Source organism: Caballeronia sp. LZ035 (genome assembly GCF_031451175.1).
Lineage (GTDB): Bacteria > Pseudomonadota > Gammaproteobacteria > Burkholderiales > Burkholderiaceae > Caballeronia.
This window is the reverse complement of record NZ_JARUXS010000005.1, coordinates 152,295-167,814: the sequence shown is the minus strand read 5'-3', so window position 1 is coordinate 167,814 and position 15,520 is coordinate 152,295. Positions and strand designations below refer to the sequence as shown.

Below are 15,520 nucleotides of genomic sequence, written 5' to 3'. Positions count from 1 at the left end.
CGATGTCACGGTGAACAAGACAAGTACCATCGCCATTGCATGTGGTGTCGCGGCGGGCGTTGCGTTGCTCGGCAAAGGCAGACCCGCTACATGCAGCACGAAGCAAACGCACATTGATGCGGCGCGCACGCTCAACCGAAGCTCCGCGCTGCTCGCGCTTTCCGTGCTGGCGGACAGCGCGATGGAACACTATCGCGGCTCGTTCGACAATCCGGCCATGTACACGCCGCTGATCGTCTCCGTTGCTTCGCTGATTGCCGGGATGCATGGCGGGCGCGACGTTGAACCGGAACGGCATCCCGTGCGCAACTCGGTCTATGTCAGCGCGGCGCTTGCAGGCGTCGCGGGCACGGGCTTTCATCTGTACAACATCACCAAGCGGCCAGGCCGTTTGAGCTGGCATAACTTCTTTTATGCCGCGCCCGTCGGTGCGCCCATGGCGCTGCTTCTGTCCGGCGCTTTGGGCGCGGTCGCGGAGCGATTGCGCGATGAACCCGCGCACGAGCCGCGTTTGTTCGGCATGCCTGCGGGACAAGCGCTCGCGTCGCTGACGAGCGCGGGAATCATCGGCACTGTTGGAGAAGTTGCATTGCTGCATTTTCGCGGCGCTTTTCAGAATCCCGCGATGTATGCGCCGGTCGTGGTGCCGCCCGTCGCTGCTGCGTTACTGCTGCAAACCGCCCTCGGCGCGCCGCAACCGCGATGGTTCACGCGCCTCTGGCTGCGCATGACGACGGCGCTGGGTTTCATCGGCGTGGGCTTTCATGCGCGAGGCATCGCGCGTAACCGGGGTGGATGGCGCAACTGGAGCCAGAACCTGTTCAACGGTCCGCCTTTGCCTGCGCCCCCGAGTTTTTCCGCGCTCGCGTTGGCGGGCCTCGCCGCGCTTCGTTTGAGGGAGACGGAACGATGAACCTGCCCCGCTATCCCGGCTATGACGTCATGTCGAAACGCGATACGCCATCGTGGGACGACAAGACGCGCGAGGTCATCGATCAACGTCTGAACCCGCCCAACGAGCCGCGCTTCTTCGATGCTGTGCAGTGGAAATGCCTACGGGCTTTGTGTGCGTGCATCGTGCCTCAAGATGTGGTTCCGCTTGCCGCTTTAGTCGATGAAAAGCTCGTCACCGGCATCGGCGACGGCTACCGCGATGCACGCCTTCCGCCCATGCCCGATGCATGGCGCATCGGCCTCGCCGCGCTCGACGCAGAAAGCCGTGTGCGTCACGAACTACCGTTTGGAAGCATCGACAAGGAAGCGCAAAACGTGCTGATCAAGCAAATGCAAGATGGCAAACTAAGTTCAGATGCATGGCAAGGCATGTCCAGCGCTTTGTTCTTCTCGAAGCGCGTGCTGCACGATATCTGCGGCTCTTACTATTCGCATCCTCATGCATGGAGCGAGATTGGCTTCGGCGGTCCGGCGAATCCGCGCGGCTACGTGCGCATGTATTTCGATCGGCGTGATCCGTGGGAAGCAGCCGAAGCGAAGCCAGGCCACGAAGCGCAAGCACAGAAGGAGAATCGCCATGTCCGATGACGCCATGCACACTCCGCGCGGCAAGAACGGACGCGCACCCGATGTCTTCCACGAGGGCGCCTGGCTGCCGATGCGCGAATACCCCCAAGACGAAGCGGTGGATTTCGTGATCGTCGGAACGGGTGCGGGCGGCGGCACGCTCGCATGCCGTCTCGCGGAGAAAGGCTTCAAAGTCGTCGCGCTCGATGCAGGCGCATGGTGGCGCCCGCTGGAAGAGTTCGCCTCGGATGAGGCGCATCAGTCGAAGCTGTTTTGGACCGACGATCGCATCTGTGATGGCGAAACGCCACTCAAGCTCGGCAATAACAATAGCGGCAAGGCTATCGGCGGCAGCACGGTGCACTTCGCGATGGTCTCGCTGCGCTTCCGCCCGGAGTGGTTCAAGGCGCGCAGCGTGCTCGGCTACGGCGCGGACTGGCCACTCGATTGGCAGGAAATGTGGCGCTATTACGCCGAGGTCGAACAAGCGCTGAAGATAGCGGGGCCGGTCACGTATCCGTGGGGACCGAAGCGGCCGCGTTATCCGTATCGGCCGCACGAATTGAATGCGGCGGCGCTGGTGCTCGCGCGCGGTTGCGAGGCGCTCGGCATTGATTGGACGCCGACACCGCTCGCGACCGTGTCAGCGCCGCGGGGCGACGCGCATCCGTGTGTGTATCGCGGCTTCTGCGTGTCAGGCTGCGCGACCAATGCCAAGCAAAGCGCGCTCGTCACATGGATTCCGCGCGCCGTTCGCGCAGGCGCTGAAATACGCGACCTGTCGATGGCCGCCCGCATTGACATGGGCGACGACGGACGCGCAACCGGCGTCGAATACTATCGCGAGGGGAAGTGGCAGTTTCAGCGCGCGCGCAATGTTGTCGTCGCAGGTTATGCCATCGAAACGCCGCGCTTGCTGCTGATGTCCGCGACGGACCGTTATCCCGATGGCCTCGCCACTGGCGCCGGTCGCGTCGGCAAGAATCTGATGGTGCAGACGAATCAGGCCGTGTGGGGCACGATGGACGAGGAAATCCGCTGGTACAAAGGGCCACCCTCGCTTGCGATGACCGAGCACTGGAATTACGAGGACAAGGGCAAGGATTTCTTCGGCGGTTATTGCTACATGAGTCAGGGACCGTTGCCGGTCGCGTGGGCAAATACGCTGACCGGACGCGGCCTGTGGGGACAGGCTTTACTCGACGAGATGCAAAAGTACAACCACATGGCAGGCTTGAAGATCGTCGGCGAGACCATGCCGCAGGAGCGCAACCGCGTGACCTTGAGTGACGAGAAGGATCAGTATGGTCTGCCCATTCCACGCGTCACCTACTCGTTGTGCGATAACGACAAGCGCCTCGTCAAGCATTCGCTCGACTTCATGAACGTCGCGCTCGATGCCGCCGGCGCACGAGACGTTTGGCGCGAAACCGACGACACGTGCCATCTGAACGGCACGGCGCGCATGGGCGACAATCCATCGACGAGCGTCGTCAACGCGGATTGCCGAAGTTGGGACATCCACAATCTTTGGATCTGCGATGGGTCCGTGTTTCCCACCGTCGGAGGCGTGAATCCGTCATTAACCATTCAGGCGGTCGCATTGCGCACGGCTGATCGCATCGAAGTGCTAGCAGCTCGCGGCGAACTATAACGCCGCCATTGAAACAGTTTGCCGAGGACGTCTTCGATAGGTGGGCTTTCGCGAAGTGCAGAAAAATGGGGCAGAGAAAAATGAGTAAGGTTGCGGTCGTGACTGGTGGGGGAGCGGGCGTGGGCCGTGCGACGGCCGAGGAGTTCGCAAGACAAGGGTTTGACGTGGCGCTCCTTGCACGTGAGCCCGAACGCTTGCGTCGCGCAGCAAGTGAGCTAGAGGATGCATACGGCGTGCGCGTGCTCCCACTTCCTACCGATGTTGCCGATGCGCAAGCGGTTGAAGCTGCAGCAACGCACGTCGAAGACATGCTCGGCCCCATCGACGTGTGGATTAACGTTGCAATGGCTACCGTCTTCGCACCCGTTTCCGCCCTTACCCCTGAAGAGATTGAGCGCGGAACTAAGGTCACCTATCTCGGACAGGTGCACGGCATGAGAGCGGCGCTTGCGCGCATGCGCCGACGCAACCGAGGCACGATTGTCAACGTCGGGTCCGCACTTGGATATCGGTCAGTACCGTTGCAATCGATTTACTGCGGGGCCAAATTCGCGATTCGCGGATTCACGGACGCGTTGCGCTCCGAAATAATTCATGATCGGCTCAACATTCACCTGACCATGGTTGACCTTCCCGCGATTAATACACCGCAGTTCGACTGGTCCATGAATAAGATGGGCAAACGCGCGCAGCCTGTCGCGCCGATATATCAGCCGGAAGTGGCGGCACGCGCGATCTATTTTGCAGCAACGCACCGGCGTCGTCAGGTCTGGGTGGGCTTCTCGACCGTTAAAGCCATCCTCGCGAACCGCGTTGCACCCGGGCTAATCGACCGTTACCTCTCGCGATCAGGCTACAGCGGTCAACTCACCGAAGAGCGTCTACCGCCGAACGCGCCTCACAATCTTTATGAGCCCGTCGCAGGCGATTTCGGCGCACATGGCCGCTTCGATGAACAAGCAAGAGACACGAGCTGGGAGATGTTCACCGATCGTCACCGCACGCTACTGTGGACGGTGGCCAGCGTCGGAATCGCAAGCGTATTTGCACTACTGACTCGCCGAAGGGACTAGCACCATGAACCGGTGGATCGAAGACTATGCCATGCTCGGGAATGGCGAAACGGCAGCACTTCTAGGCTGTGATGGATCAATCGACTGGCTATGTTGGCCTCGTTACGACGGTGATGCGTGCATGGCCGCTTTGCTTGGTGGTCCAGAAAACGGCTTCTGGTCGATATCACCGACTGCACCCTTCGTCAGGCGAGACCGACGCTATCAGGATGACACACTAGTGCTCGAGACTGAAATCGAAGCCTCCGAAGGCATGGTGCGCCTCATCGACTTCATGCCAGTTGGCGACGCCACGAACGCCATCGTGCGTATGGTCGTGGGCGTGAGCGGCACCGTGCGTTTGAGCACAAAGCTATGCCTGCGCTTTAACTATGGCGAGTTGGCGCCTTGGACCACACAGAAAGCCAATACCGTCGAAGCGTGCGTCGGGCCAGACTTTGTGGTCTTGCGTGCTGATGTACCGCTGTGTGTGCAGGATGGAGATGTCGCGACTGAATTCGAGGTCAGCGAGGGACAGACGAAAACCTTTCTTTTAGCGTATGGCATGTCTCATCGAGGCGCACTACCCCCTTTCGATGTAGAGCAAGCGTTATCAAAGACGCAGCAGCATTGGCGCAGTTGGATCAATCAGTTTGACGACACCAGGACGCAGTGGCCTCATGTCGTTCGTCGATCTTTACTGACATTGAAGGCGCTCATTCATCGCGACACGGGAGCGATGATCGCGGCGCCCACGACTTCGCTACCGGAAGCACCCGGGGGCACCTTAAACTGGGACTACCGATATTGCTGGCTTCGCGATAGCTGTTTCGCCCTTGTCGCTTTGCTCAACGCCGGCTTCAAAGATGAAGCATGTGCGTGGCGCGATTGGCTCTTGCGTACGATCGCGGGCTCACCCGACCATATTCTCATCATGTACCGGATCGATGGTGGACGCCATTTGCGTGAGTGGACCGTCGACTGGCTGCAGGGTTATCAGTATGCAACACCCGTCAGAATCGGCAATGCAGCCTCTGGACAAAAGCAGGTCGACGTCTTGGGCGAAGTGATCGACTGTCTCGATGTTGCGCGACGCGGTGGTCTGAGATCGAGTCAGCACGAAAATTTGATCGAGAGCCGGATCGTCGAACACCTGGAAAAGGTGTGGAACACCGCAGGATCCGGCATCTGGGAGTCGCGTGCGAAGCCGAGGCACTATACCTACTCCCGTGTGATGGCGTGGGTCGCGCTGGACCGCTATATTCGTCGTCGCGCGTCCCGCGACGCTGACCTTGCTCTAATGGATAAGCTTGTCGCCTTGAAGACGAGGATTCACAACGAGGTGTACGAGCAAGCGTGGAACGAGGGACTCGGCACTTTCACGCAATACTACGGGGGTGACGAGCCAGATGCGAGTCTTCTCTTGCTCACGCTTGTCGGCTTCCTGCCCGCTGACGACCCACGCATGGCGGCAACCATCGAGACTATCGGTCGAGAGCTCAACGAAAATGGGCTCATCCGCCGGCATAAAAGAACCAAGCGCGGTCCGAACGAAGGCGCCTTCCTCGCCTGCTCATGCTGGATGGCCGACTGTTTGCACATGCAAGGCCGCACAGCCGAGGCACGTTTGCAGTTTGAGCGAGTGCTTGCTGTTGCTAATGATCTCGGCCTGTTCTCCGAGCAGTACAACGTTTCGCGCAGCGCGCTTGCTGGGAACTTCCCACAGGCGCTCACGCATCTTGCCGTGGTCAACACTGCATTAGGGCTTTGCGGACCGACCCTTCAGCGTGGCGGGGGCTGAACTCGTTGTGCGGACGCAAATCAAGCGGAACTCTTTTGCGTTTCACCCGACAGACTGTAAGTGTCGGTAACCGAAACATGAATTTCCTACGCTTGGAGGTCTCCCCCGCATGGTCAATTGGCTTGATTCGTATGTGCTCTTCGGCATCCCCGCCATCGAGTGGATCTATGCGCTCGTGGCCGCATTAGTGAGCTACCTCGTCATCTCGACGGTACTCCGTTTGGCTGTTGCGCGCCTGGATGCGGTCGCTGCGCGGACGACAACCCATCTCGACGACATTGTCGTCGATGTGCTTCGACGCACGCATCGCTTCACCATTTTTATGGCCGCCGTACTCATCGGCAGCGAGTTTCTCGACCTTTCCGCCAAATGGGATAGTCGAATCAGCCATCTTTGGTTTCTGGTCATAGGCTTCCAACTCGCGTTATGGGTCAACCATGGTGTATCGGTATGGAGCGCTCATCGTCTGCAAAGCGCAGCGGCGACTGCTCATAATCCTGTTATCACCACGATGATGTCCTGGATGTTGCGCGCCCTTCTGTGGTCGGTGCTATTGCTTGCCGTGTTAGCCAACATGGGCGTCAACATCACAGCCTTTGTAGCGAGCCTGGGTGTGGGCGGCGTTGCCATTGCCCTCGCAGTACAGAGTATTCTGAGTGACCTTTTTGCCTCTCTCGCCATTGGGCTTGACAAGCCATTTGAAATTGGCGACTTCATCGTGTTCAACGATGTGGCGGGCAGTATCGAACAGATCGGTTTGAAAACTACCCGAATTCGCAGCCTCAGTGGCGAAGAAATAATCTGTAGCAACACTGAGCTGCTAAAGAGCACGATCCACAACTACAAGAGAATGTCGGAGCGACGGATCGTCTTTGGTTTCGGCGTCACCTACGATTGCACACCCGAGCAACGGCGGGCCGTGCCCCAGATCGTGAAAGACGCCGTGGTTGCCGCGGGCAATACGCGCTTCGATCGTGCCCACTTCAAGCAATTCGGGGAGAGCTCGCTCGATTTCGAAGTGGTCTACTACGTCACCGAAGCGAGCTTCAACCTATACATGGATATTCAGCAAAGTATCAACCTTGAGCTCATGTCCGCGCTCGCCGAAAAGAACATCGAGTTTGCTTTCCCGACACGCACTCTGTACGTGGTGGCCAATACGGCCAGCGAGGACAATGTCCCGCAAAACAATTCGGTTCGCCCACGCATCCGCTCCCTAGGTACGACGCAAACCGGCCAAGCGACGCAGTGAGCCTAGCCACTGTTCCTCTTCCAGATCGATTGTTCAGGCACCGACGTGCAAGCTTTAACTTGGGAGAAAACCTTTGCTTGACCTTGTTGCCGTCTGCCTGACTTTTACAGCGATTTTCGCTTACCTCAACCACCGGTACGTCGGCTTGCCCACAACGATTGGCGTAATGGCAGCGTCGTTAGGGCTGTCGCTGCTTCTATTGGGCCTCGATGTGTTCGCGCCCGTTGAGTTCGCTCATCGCGTTCGTTTGGCACAAACCAATTTGATAGGCTCCCTCGACTTCAGTGATCTGCTGCTTCAAGGGATGTTGTCGCTGCTGCTTTTTGCGGGGGCGATGCATGTCGATTTCAGTGAACTTGCGCGACACAAAGCGCCTGTTCTGGCTCTGGCGGTTGCGAGTACCGTCGCTTCAACCGGTATCATCGGCGTGACAATGCATTGGTTGCTTCCGTGGTTAGGAATCACCGTACCGTTTGCGTATTGTTTGCTATTCGGTGCATTGATTTCACCAACGGACCCGATCGCTGTCATGGGAATTTTGCGGTCGGCCAAGACGCCGCGCAGCCTTGAGACTGTGATCACAGGCGAATCGCTTTTCAACGATGGCGTGGGTGTCGTCCTGTTTTCCTTGTTGCTCTCGTTCGCGGCAAGCGGCGATGCGCCAAGTGTGAATACGGGCGTGACCTTGCTTGTTCGTGAAGGGCTTGGCGGACTCGCCTTTGGCTGGGTGATCGGCTACACGCTCTATCGTCTCCTGGCTTCCATCGATCAGTACCATGTTGAAGTACTGTTGACCTTGGCCGCAGTGATTGGCGGGTACGCCTTAGCCATTCATCTTGATGTGTCTGGCCCGCTCGCCATGGTCGTTGCCGGCGTCATGACCGGAAATCGCAGCCGCCGACACGCCATGTCGGACACGACGCGTCGCTACGTTGACATGTTCTGGGAGATCGTCGATGAGATCTTGAATGCCTTGCTGTTCGTATTGATCGGCATGGAAGTTCTGTCGATCGCTTTTTCTCAAAAGCTGATTTTCGCGGGCGTGACGGCAGCGATCGTCACGTTGCTCTCTAGACTCTTAACCGTAGGCTTACCCGTGGCACTCGCTGGGCGAAGAGCGGAATTGCCAAGCGGCGCCTGGAAGATTCTCACGCTCGGTGGACTACGAGGTGGCATTTCAGTTGCGCTCGCCCTTTCAATCCCATCGGATAACGCGCGTAACACCTTACTCGCTATGACCTACATTGTTGTGGTGATTTCGATTCTCGGTCAGGGACTGACGATCGGCCCGCTTGCTCGCGTTGCTGTCAGATCCAGAGATTAGGCAGCGTGATCTGTAACTTCAAATGCCGCGACCGTTTCCGTTAATGCGATTTGGACGTACATATAGACCGCCATGAAGTCGATCTTTGCAGATCTCAAAAAGCCATCTTTTATGGACTTCTCGTTGACGGTGGCCGGTTGTTCGCTCCTTCTCTTATGTTTGCTCGGTGGATGCGCGCTGCTGGGCTACTACCCCAATACAAGGCTGAAGGTAGTTTTTGCAATTGGCCTTTTCTGGGGCTCCCTTTGCAAGCTTGTCGGCTTACGACCGACATCCAACTGGCGTGGGATCGCCATCATTGCCAGCGGGTGGGTATCCTTAACTTTCCTGGGATTATTCTTAAGCGATTCAATATCGGGTTGACCTCGGAATACGAATCTTGCGGGTGGGGTATCAATATATGTCATTTTTCCATTAGGCGCTGTGGACATTTGCACTCGGGCTTGCGTGAACTTGCTCAGCTCCATGCTTGGCGTCACTTTTTTTTAATAATGCTGCGCGAATTATGCTATTGATAACGCGCAACGCGCTAAATTCTCAACCTCTTATATTCGACCCTAAACCTTGCGCCGATCCAGATTACGAAGAGCTCGTCAAGAAGGCTGTCACGCTTGCAAAAGCGAAGCTGCAATGGGTTTGCCAGGCTTCGTCGGCTGAATCGGAATGGAGAGGAAGGAGACGAATCATGAGCATACTGCTCGCGGTGTTTGGAGAAGGGAAAGATCTGGATTCACTATAGATGACGGCCCGAGCCATCGCCGTGTTCTTCGGGTCACTGGCTCTAATTCGTAACGGGGAAAGACGCGCCTTCGGTCAACGCTCGCCCTTCGACTATGTCGTTGCGATTTTGCTCGGAGCTACCTTGAGTCGCGTCATCTTGGGTGCGTCACCTGCAGTTGCAACCGCGGCAGCTTCGCTAACCATCGTGCTTATCCATCGCGCCCTTGAACGGGCATGTGTTCGATTTCCGCGGCTCGAACGTCTGTTGGTGGGTGAGGAACGCGAAGATGCTCTCGGGCAAAGAGGTCGTCGCGGCGGCGGCGATTGCACCGCTTGGCGAATACAACAGGAATTTGAGCGCCAGCGCGCTTCGAATCAACAGGGGACGGTACGGACCGTCGTATCGAAGGTTCGTCGTCCATTCGCGCCACGCACGGTCCGATGTCTCGATGCGCGCATCAATGTCTTCGATCGGCGGCACGACGAGCGGCTCATCGTCACCCGCAACGATAGCGAGCGCTTCGCGCTGTCCGTCCTGCACGGCAACGTGCGCACGGATACCTTCATTGACACGTTCGTCGATGACAACATTCGCACCGTGCAGAAACAACCCCAGCACGCGCCCTGCATGGAAAACGTCCCGTCCGCCGATGATCGAACAATACGGGCTGATCGAGTTATCACGTCGACTGAAAACGATGCGCACCTCGAAGCGCACCGTGCCTTCGAGGCCTTCGATACGCCGCGTCATCTCTGCCCACGGCAGCCGCCCTGCACTACCACTGTTATGCGACTCGACAAGTTAGGCGCGACCCGTGGGCGTCGTGAACACCGTCTCGAGCACATTACTGTGTTCGCGATATTGCCGTTCGACTTCGAAGGGCTGAGTCGGCGTGATGGAAAAATAGCCGCCGTTGCGTACGTCCAGCAATCGGTCGAACAACAGCGGTGAATCGATGCTCGGGACGCACCACCAGTCGATGGAGCCATCCGCGCCGCTCAGCGCGACGGACCGGCCATCGCCGAGCGCGCCATAAGCGTCAAGCGGGAGAAAGCCGTCTGCATCACGTTCGATAATCCGGGGGCACTCCATTAGTTTTTCGGCACCTTGTCGACTCCCGCGCCAGGATTACTGGTGTCGATCAGCTCCGGCGACTTCACCGCACGCAGCGTTTCGAGTTGAGCTTTCGTGTCGATCCTGCGAGCGCGTTCGAACGCTTCGAGCTTCACGGGACCACCCCGCTCCAGCGCCTTGAGGATGCCTTCGAGCACGCGCACGTCGGCATAACCTTCTTCGACATCAGGCTCGGGGTGCGTGTCATTCAGGATGCAGTCGGAAAAATACTTCATCTCGCCGCCGAAGTGGTCGGTGTTCTTGAATGAGTGCGTCGCTTCGTCCTGCCCGATCGTGACCGTTTGCTGCGTCGGCTTGCCGTACATGTAGCAGGGCTGCATTGCGATGTTCCCCTTGGTGCCGAGCGCAAAAAACGAATCGAGTGTGTTCAGTGTGTACGACACCACGAACTGCGCGAGCCGGTCGCCTGGAAAGCGCAGCGTGACCGCCACCGTGTCATCGAAATCGCCAAGGCCCGCTTCGGGGTGACGCACGCCAACGGCGGATACAACTTCGACGGGCTCAGCTTCAAACACATAGCGCGCGGCGTTCACGGGATACGGGCCCATGTCGAAGATCGGGCCTGCTTCGACGCCGCTTTTAGCGCGATGATTCGCCGGATCAACCTTCTGCACGAAAGTGGACGAAAACAGTCGCACGTCGCCCAGATCGCCTGAGCGGAGGCGCTCGATCGTCGACAGCGTGCCCGGCTCGAAATGCAGGCGATATGCAACCATCAGCTTTGCGGTCGATGCTTCCGCGGCTGCGGCAATCGCCTTGCACTTCTCCGTTGAGACTTCCAAAGGCTTCTCAACCAGGACATGAATGCCTGCCTTTAATGCAGGAATGACGAATTCGGCATGCCGCCAGTTCGGCGTGGCTAAGTAGATTGCATCGACCTTCCCTGACGCGAGCAGTTCGTCGAATTGCTCGTACGTGAAAATGTCTGCGATGTTGTACTGCTCGGCAACCTTGCGCGCCTTGTCGAGGTTGCCAGTCACCAGCGCGGTGATCTCGGAATTTCCCGTGTGATCGACGCCCGGCATCATGGCCTCCTGCGAGATATCGCCAAGTCCTACGATCGCGTAGCGAACTCTCTTGCCCGTGCTTAAGCCCAGCGCTGAAGCAATGCTCATTGCTCGTTCCTCTTGAGTGGTTGTGGCCTGAAGGCCATGTCCAAAGCCCACGCAACGTTTGTTCCAGTTGGAGAGTTTCGGGAAACAATGACCAAGGCGGCGAGGAACAGCGATTGCACACCCGTCACCGATTGCTCGCTACACAGTGACGGTGTGATTTCAAAGGAGAGGACTTGCCAGATGCATGCGTTAGATTGTGTTCTACCCGCTCGCGCGACGCTCGGTGAATGCCCGCGATGGGATGAGCGGAGAGGCTTGCTGTGGTGGATCGATATCGAGGCGCCCGCGCTGCACTGTTTCAACCCTGAGACTGGTGCGGATGCCGCCATTGAATTGCCGGAGAATATCGGATGCTTTTCACTGATGGACCGCGGAGGCTTCGTGGCAGGTATGCGCACCGGCATCTATTTGCTCGACACTCACGGACGGGTCGTTCGGCAACTCTGCGCCAATCCGGAGAATCCTGCCTCGAGCCGCTTTAACGATGGTCGCTGCGACGCACACGGCCGCTTCTGGCTGGGCACGCAGGATGAGTCGAAGCAAGGTGGCGCGGCGCTCTATCGTTTCACGAACGGTGCGTTAATGAAAATCGACGCTGGACTAACGACATCGAACGGCATGACGTTCAGCCAGGATGGGCGCTACTGTTATCACTCGGATACGCCCAAGTTCAAGATCTATCGACATACCTACGATGGTGAGAGCGGCGAAGTCGGCCCACGCGAAGACTGGGTATCGTTAAGTCACAGTGAGAGCGAACGCGGGCGACCGGACGGCGCGTCGGTGGACAGTGAAGGCTTTTACTGGTCTGCCCTGTACGAAGGCGGGCGGATTGTACGCATTTCGCCCGCGGGTGAGGTGGTTGAGGAATATCCGCTGCCCGCGCGCTGTCCGACCATGTGTGCGTTCGGCGGCGCCGATCTACGGACGTTGTATGTGACCACTGCGCGGCAGGGTAGGAGCGCCGAGGAGCTTGAACAATATCCGGAGTCGGGCGGCATCTTTTCAATGCGCGTGCGAGTGCCAGGTCTCGTCGAGCCGCGCGCCGTGATCGGACAGGCATAAGCGCGACACCCGTGCGGCAGCGATGACGCAGCCTTTCATCCAGCTTGTCTGCGCGTGCAGGAAACTGTCTTCATATCGCGCCCGTTTTTTCCGCTTCCAAATTTAGATAAGGAGTTTCGATGACTGCCACGAAGAACCAATACGCCATGCAAGATCCGTTGAAGCAGTATCCCGGTCCTGACTTCGACCGGCAGCCGCAATCTGCGCCGGGTCTGGCCAAAGAGATGCGTCCCCGACCCGATCACGGTGAGGAAAGTTACCAAGGCTTCGGACGGCTCAAAGGACGTCGCGCTTTGATTACCGGAGCCGACAGCGGAATCGGACGTGCGGTGGCGATCGCTTACGCCCGGGAAGGCGCGGATATCGTCATGAACTATCTGCCGAGCGAAGAAGCCGACGCGCGAGAAGTGCGCAGGCTCGTCAGCGATGCCGGCGTCAAGGTCACAGCAATAGCAGGCGACATTAGCGAGGAAGCGTTCTGCCGTGAACTCGTTCAGAAGACTGTCGGCGAACTGGGTGGCATCGACATCCTGGTGAATGTCGCCGGCAAACAAACGTCAGTCGATTCGATCGCCGATCTGAGCACCGAAACAATTCGAGGCGACATTTCGCACCAATGTCTTCGCGATGTTCTGGCTGTGCAAGGCGGCGTTGCCGCACATGCCGGCTGGTGCAGCGATTATCAATACGACCTCGATCCAAAGTTATCAGCCCAGCGCTTTCCTTGCGCGTTCCCTTTGCTCCGGAGGACTGTGGAACGAGTGCGGCCGCTTAAAACAAACGAACAGGCATCGTGTGTATTAAGAGATTGGATTGCCGCCTGTGACGCCGTAGACTTCGCCAGTCACGTAGCTTGACTCCTGCGACGCCAGTAGGACGTACACCGGTGCCAACTCCGCCGGCTGACCGGGTCGTTTCAGGGGCACTTCAGACCCAAACCCTTCAATCTTTTCCTGCGGCTGCCCACCGCTAGGTTGCAGCGGCGTCCAGATCGGACCGGGCGCTACCGCGTTGACCCGTACACCCTTAGGCGCGACCTGTTTGGCCAGTGCATGCGTGAAAGCGGTAATGGCGGCTTTCGTCGGTGCGTAGTCCAAAAGGGCTGCAAATCCGTAGCGCTTCTGCCAAGGCATTGAGTGAGACAGCAGACCGGTCGTTTCGACGTTGCCATGAGCGGCTGCTTTGGCTCCTCGTTGTTTCTGTGTGCACGGTAAAGTCATCCTGGTATGGTTGCACCGGCTATTTCGAGCTTTGTGAGGATGGCGTACACAACGCATTGACCGTTGGCTGTCGAGCTTCTAGGACGAAATTAAGCGACCTCTCCGGACAGTACGTAGCGCGAGTTGAATACCGCTTTGCATGTCTGGATGAAATCCGTCGGTTTGTAGGAGCGGCAGGCTCTCGCCATTTATTATGCGTAAGCGCTCAATCATGGACATCCTTGCTCTGAGCAAGTGACGTCGCCAAGATGGTGTCCACCTATTTGGAGGTGGACACCTGTGACAGAGCACAACTCAGAGCTATTGAGCAGTATGGTCGTCAAGCGTCATCGGGACGGGCGACGGCGTTTCGATGCCAAGGCAAAACGCGCCTTGGTCGAGCAATGCCTGCAGCCGGGTGTATCGGTGGCCGCCCTGGCACTTGAGCACGGAGTCAACTGTTATGGCGCGCGCTGGAATAGGTTCGGCGTCGCGTGCTATTCGAGGTGAGACGATGAAGTTCGTCGCGCGCCCGACGAGAAGTATGTTGTCTTGAGCCGTGCGCGACGGAACGGGCAGCCAGACGGGGAAGCATCGCGCGTACGGACGCCCATGTGAAACGGCCCCGGCGCGATGAACGCCGGGGCCGAAGGTCAGAACGGATCGTCCAGTGGATCCTCGTCGAGCGGCGGAACGCCGTCGGGCGGACGATAGCGGCGTGCCTGCTTTCCGTATTCCCAGTCGAACCAGTGGTAGAGGTCGGCAAGCATGATCCGGATCAGGTAGGCCGCTTCATCGGTGAGCTCGGGACGGCAGGGCGTCGTGTTTCCGGTAAAAATAAACATGGTGTACCTCGCGATTGAAGAATGACGGTTTAGAGATCGCGTTTAACGCATTTCCTCGATGGCCTGCTGCAACAGCTCGTCGGGGAGATGGTTGAGTCCGCGGGGGACTGCGAGCTGCATGGCAGTACGCAAGATGCGCCCGGCCTGGCGCGGTAGCCCGCGCGAGGCCTGACGCAGCAGTTCGAGCCCGGAATCGGCCAACAGCGTATGGGTACAGCCGGCGGTCTTGAGCGCGTGCGTGATGAGCTGCGCAAAGCGTTCGCGCTCGATCACAGGCTGCAACTGCACGCGCGTCTGGATGCGGCTGTAGAGCGCGGCGTAAGGTGTGCGTTCGAGCATGCTGGCCAGCGGCGGATGACCGACCAGCCACACGGTGATGAGGTCGCGGGCATCAAAGGCGAAATTTAAAAAGCTGGGAAAGTCACGGAAGAACTCGGGCGGGAGGTTCTGAGCTTCATCGATAATCCATAAAGGCAGGACCTGTTTGCCGGTGGAGAGCTCGGTGATACGCAGTTTCAGTTCGCGCCACAGATCGGCGCGCCGGTAGCTGGGCTCCAGGCCGAGCGAGCGCGCAAGCGAGCGGTACAGGTCGATGCGGCCGAACTCGGTCTCCGCCAGGTAGATCGTCTGGTAGCGATGCGGATTCAGGCCGTGCGTGAGATGGCGCAGCGCAGCGGTCTTGCCCACGCCGGGCTCACCGGTCAGCAGGCCGATGCCGGGACTGGTCAGCAGCCACTGGAAGCGTTCGGCCAGGCGTGCGAGTGCGCCGTCGTCCCAGAGTTCGGTGCAGTCCTTGTCCAGCGGCGCATGCCGCAGACCGAAGTGTTGACGGTACAT

At 58.5% G+C, this 15,520-nt stretch carries 14 protein-coding genes and 3 pseudogenes; 11 read left to right on the top strand and 6 right to left on the bottom strand.

All coding sequences use genetic code 11. The features are described from left to right. Positions 1-10: 10 nt before the first annotated feature. The 8 genes and pseudogenes from QCE88_RS39255 to QCE88_RS39220 all read left to right on the top strand — a co-directional run. Positions 11-913, top strand: a complete 903-nt coding sequence (locus QCE88_RS39255; RefSeq protein ID WP_309911269.1) for a hypothetical protein — start codon at positions 11-13, stop codon at positions 911-913. Further along, positions 910-1,542 (top strand): gluconate 2-dehydrogenase subunit 3 family protein, encoded by a 633-nt coding sequence (locus QCE88_RS39250; RefSeq protein WP_309911332.1) that lies wholly within the window; start codon positions 910-912, stop codon positions 1,540-1,542. The genes QCE88_RS39255 and QCE88_RS39250 overlap by 4 nt, the downstream gene beginning before the upstream one ends. Then, positions 1,532-3,175: a GMC family oxidoreductase gene (locus tag QCE88_RS39245; protein WP_309911268.1), complete on the top strand. Its 1,644-nt coding sequence runs from the start codon at positions 1,532-1,534 to the stop codon at positions 3,173-3,175. Before QCE88_RS39250 ends, QCE88_RS39245 begins: the two co-directional genes overlap by 11 nt. An 80-nt stretch (positions 3,176-3,255) precedes the next feature. Then, positions 3,256-4,248, top strand: coding sequence for an SDR family oxidoreductase (locus tag QCE88_RS39240; protein WP_309911267.1), 993 nt, complete (start codon positions 3,256-3,258; stop codon positions 4,246-4,248). A gap of 4 nt (positions 4,249-4,252) precedes the next feature. Then, positions 4,253-6,028: a glycoside hydrolase family 15 protein gene (locus tag QCE88_RS39235; RefSeq protein ID WP_309911266.1), complete on the top strand. Its 1,776-nt coding sequence runs from the start codon at positions 4,253-4,255 to the stop codon at positions 6,026-6,028. 109 nt (positions 6,029-6,137) lie between these two features. Next, positions 6,138-7,280: a mechanosensitive ion channel family protein gene (locus tag QCE88_RS39230; protein WP_309911265.1), complete on the top strand. Its 1,143-nt coding sequence runs from the start codon at positions 6,138-6,140 to the stop codon at positions 7,278-7,280. 73 nt (positions 7,281-7,353) lie between these two features. Then, the gene (locus QCE88_RS39225) at positions 7,354-8,604 is read left to right on the top strand and encodes a sodium:proton antiporter (protein WP_309911264.1); all 1,251 of its coding nucleotides are present in this window, start codon (positions 7,354-7,356) and stop codon (positions 8,602-8,604) included. Between the two features lie 739 nt (positions 8,605-9,343). Further along, positions 9,344-9,610 (top strand): annotated as a pseudogene (locus QCE88_RS39220) (hypothetical protein); the annotation flags it as partial. On the opposite strand, the gene QCE88_RS39215 reads toward QCE88_RS39220, so the two are convergent. Genes QCE88_RS39215 through QCE88_RS39205 form a run of 3 tightly spaced genes read right to left on the bottom strand, consistent with a single transcriptional unit; the run spans position 9,521 to position 11,625 of the window. Continuing rightward, the gene (locus tag QCE88_RS39215) at positions 9,521-10,075 is read right to left on the bottom strand and encodes a hypothetical protein (RefSeq protein ID WP_309911341.1); all 555 of its coding nucleotides are present in this window, start codon (positions 10,073-10,075) and stop codon (positions 9,521-9,523) included. The pseudogene QCE88_RS39220 and the gene QCE88_RS39215 overlap by 90 nt on opposite strands. A 51-nt stretch (positions 10,076-10,126) precedes the next feature. Next, positions 10,127-10,417 (bottom strand): trehalase-like domain-containing protein, encoded by a 291-nt coding sequence (locus tag QCE88_RS39210; RefSeq protein ID WP_309911263.1) that lies wholly within the window; start codon positions 10,415-10,417, stop codon positions 10,127-10,129. Then, entirely contained in the window at positions 10,417-11,625 is a 1,209-nt protein-coding gene (locus QCE88_RS39205) for a Gfo/Idh/MocA family oxidoreductase (RefSeq protein ID WP_309911262.1), read from the bottom strand. The genes QCE88_RS39210 and QCE88_RS39205 overlap by 1 nt, the downstream gene beginning before the upstream one ends. A gap of 129 nt (positions 11,626-11,754) precedes the next feature. On the opposite strand from QCE88_RS39205, the gene QCE88_RS39200 reads away from it, so the two are divergent. Both QCE88_RS39200 and QCE88_RS39195 read left to right on the top strand, forming a co-directional pair. After that, positions 11,755-12,639 carry an SMP-30/gluconolactonase/LRE family protein gene (locus QCE88_RS39200; protein ID WP_309911261.1) on the top strand — a complete coding sequence of 295 codons (885 nt, stop codon included), beginning with the start codon at positions 11,755-11,757 and terminating at the stop codon, positions 12,637-12,639. 119 nt (positions 12,640-12,758) lie between these two features. Further along, positions 12,759-13,365 (top strand): annotated as a pseudogene (locus QCE88_RS39195) (SDR family NAD(P)-dependent oxidoreductase); the annotation flags it as partial. A 74-nt stretch (positions 13,366-13,439) separates the two neighbouring features. On the opposite strand, the pseudogene QCE88_RS39190 reads toward QCE88_RS39195, so the two are convergent. Continuing rightward, a pseudogene (locus QCE88_RS39190) lies at positions 13,440-13,745 on the bottom strand (SDR family oxidoreductase); the annotation flags it as partial. A 426-nt stretch (positions 13,746-14,171) separates the two neighbouring features. Between QCE88_RS39190 and QCE88_RS39185 the strand changes: the two are divergent. After that, positions 14,172-14,348, top strand: coding sequence for a transposase (locus QCE88_RS39185; protein ID WP_309911331.1), 177 nt, complete (start codon positions 14,172-14,174; stop codon positions 14,346-14,348). Positions 14,349-14,491: 143 nt separating this feature from the next. Here the strand turns inward: QCE88_RS39185 and QCE88_RS39180 are convergent, their stop codons facing one another. Both QCE88_RS39180 and QCE88_RS39175 read right to left on the bottom strand, forming a co-directional pair. Continuing rightward, the gene (locus QCE88_RS39180; protein ID WP_309911260.1) at positions 14,492-14,683 is read right to left on the bottom strand and encodes a hypothetical protein; all 192 of its coding nucleotides are present in this window, start codon (positions 14,681-14,683) and stop codon (positions 14,492-14,494) included. Positions 14,684-14,725: 42 nt separating this feature from the next. After that, a complete protein-coding gene (locus QCE88_RS39175) occupies positions 14,726-15,520 on the bottom strand; it encodes an ATP-binding protein (RefSeq protein WP_309911259.1) in 795 nt (264 codons plus the stop codon).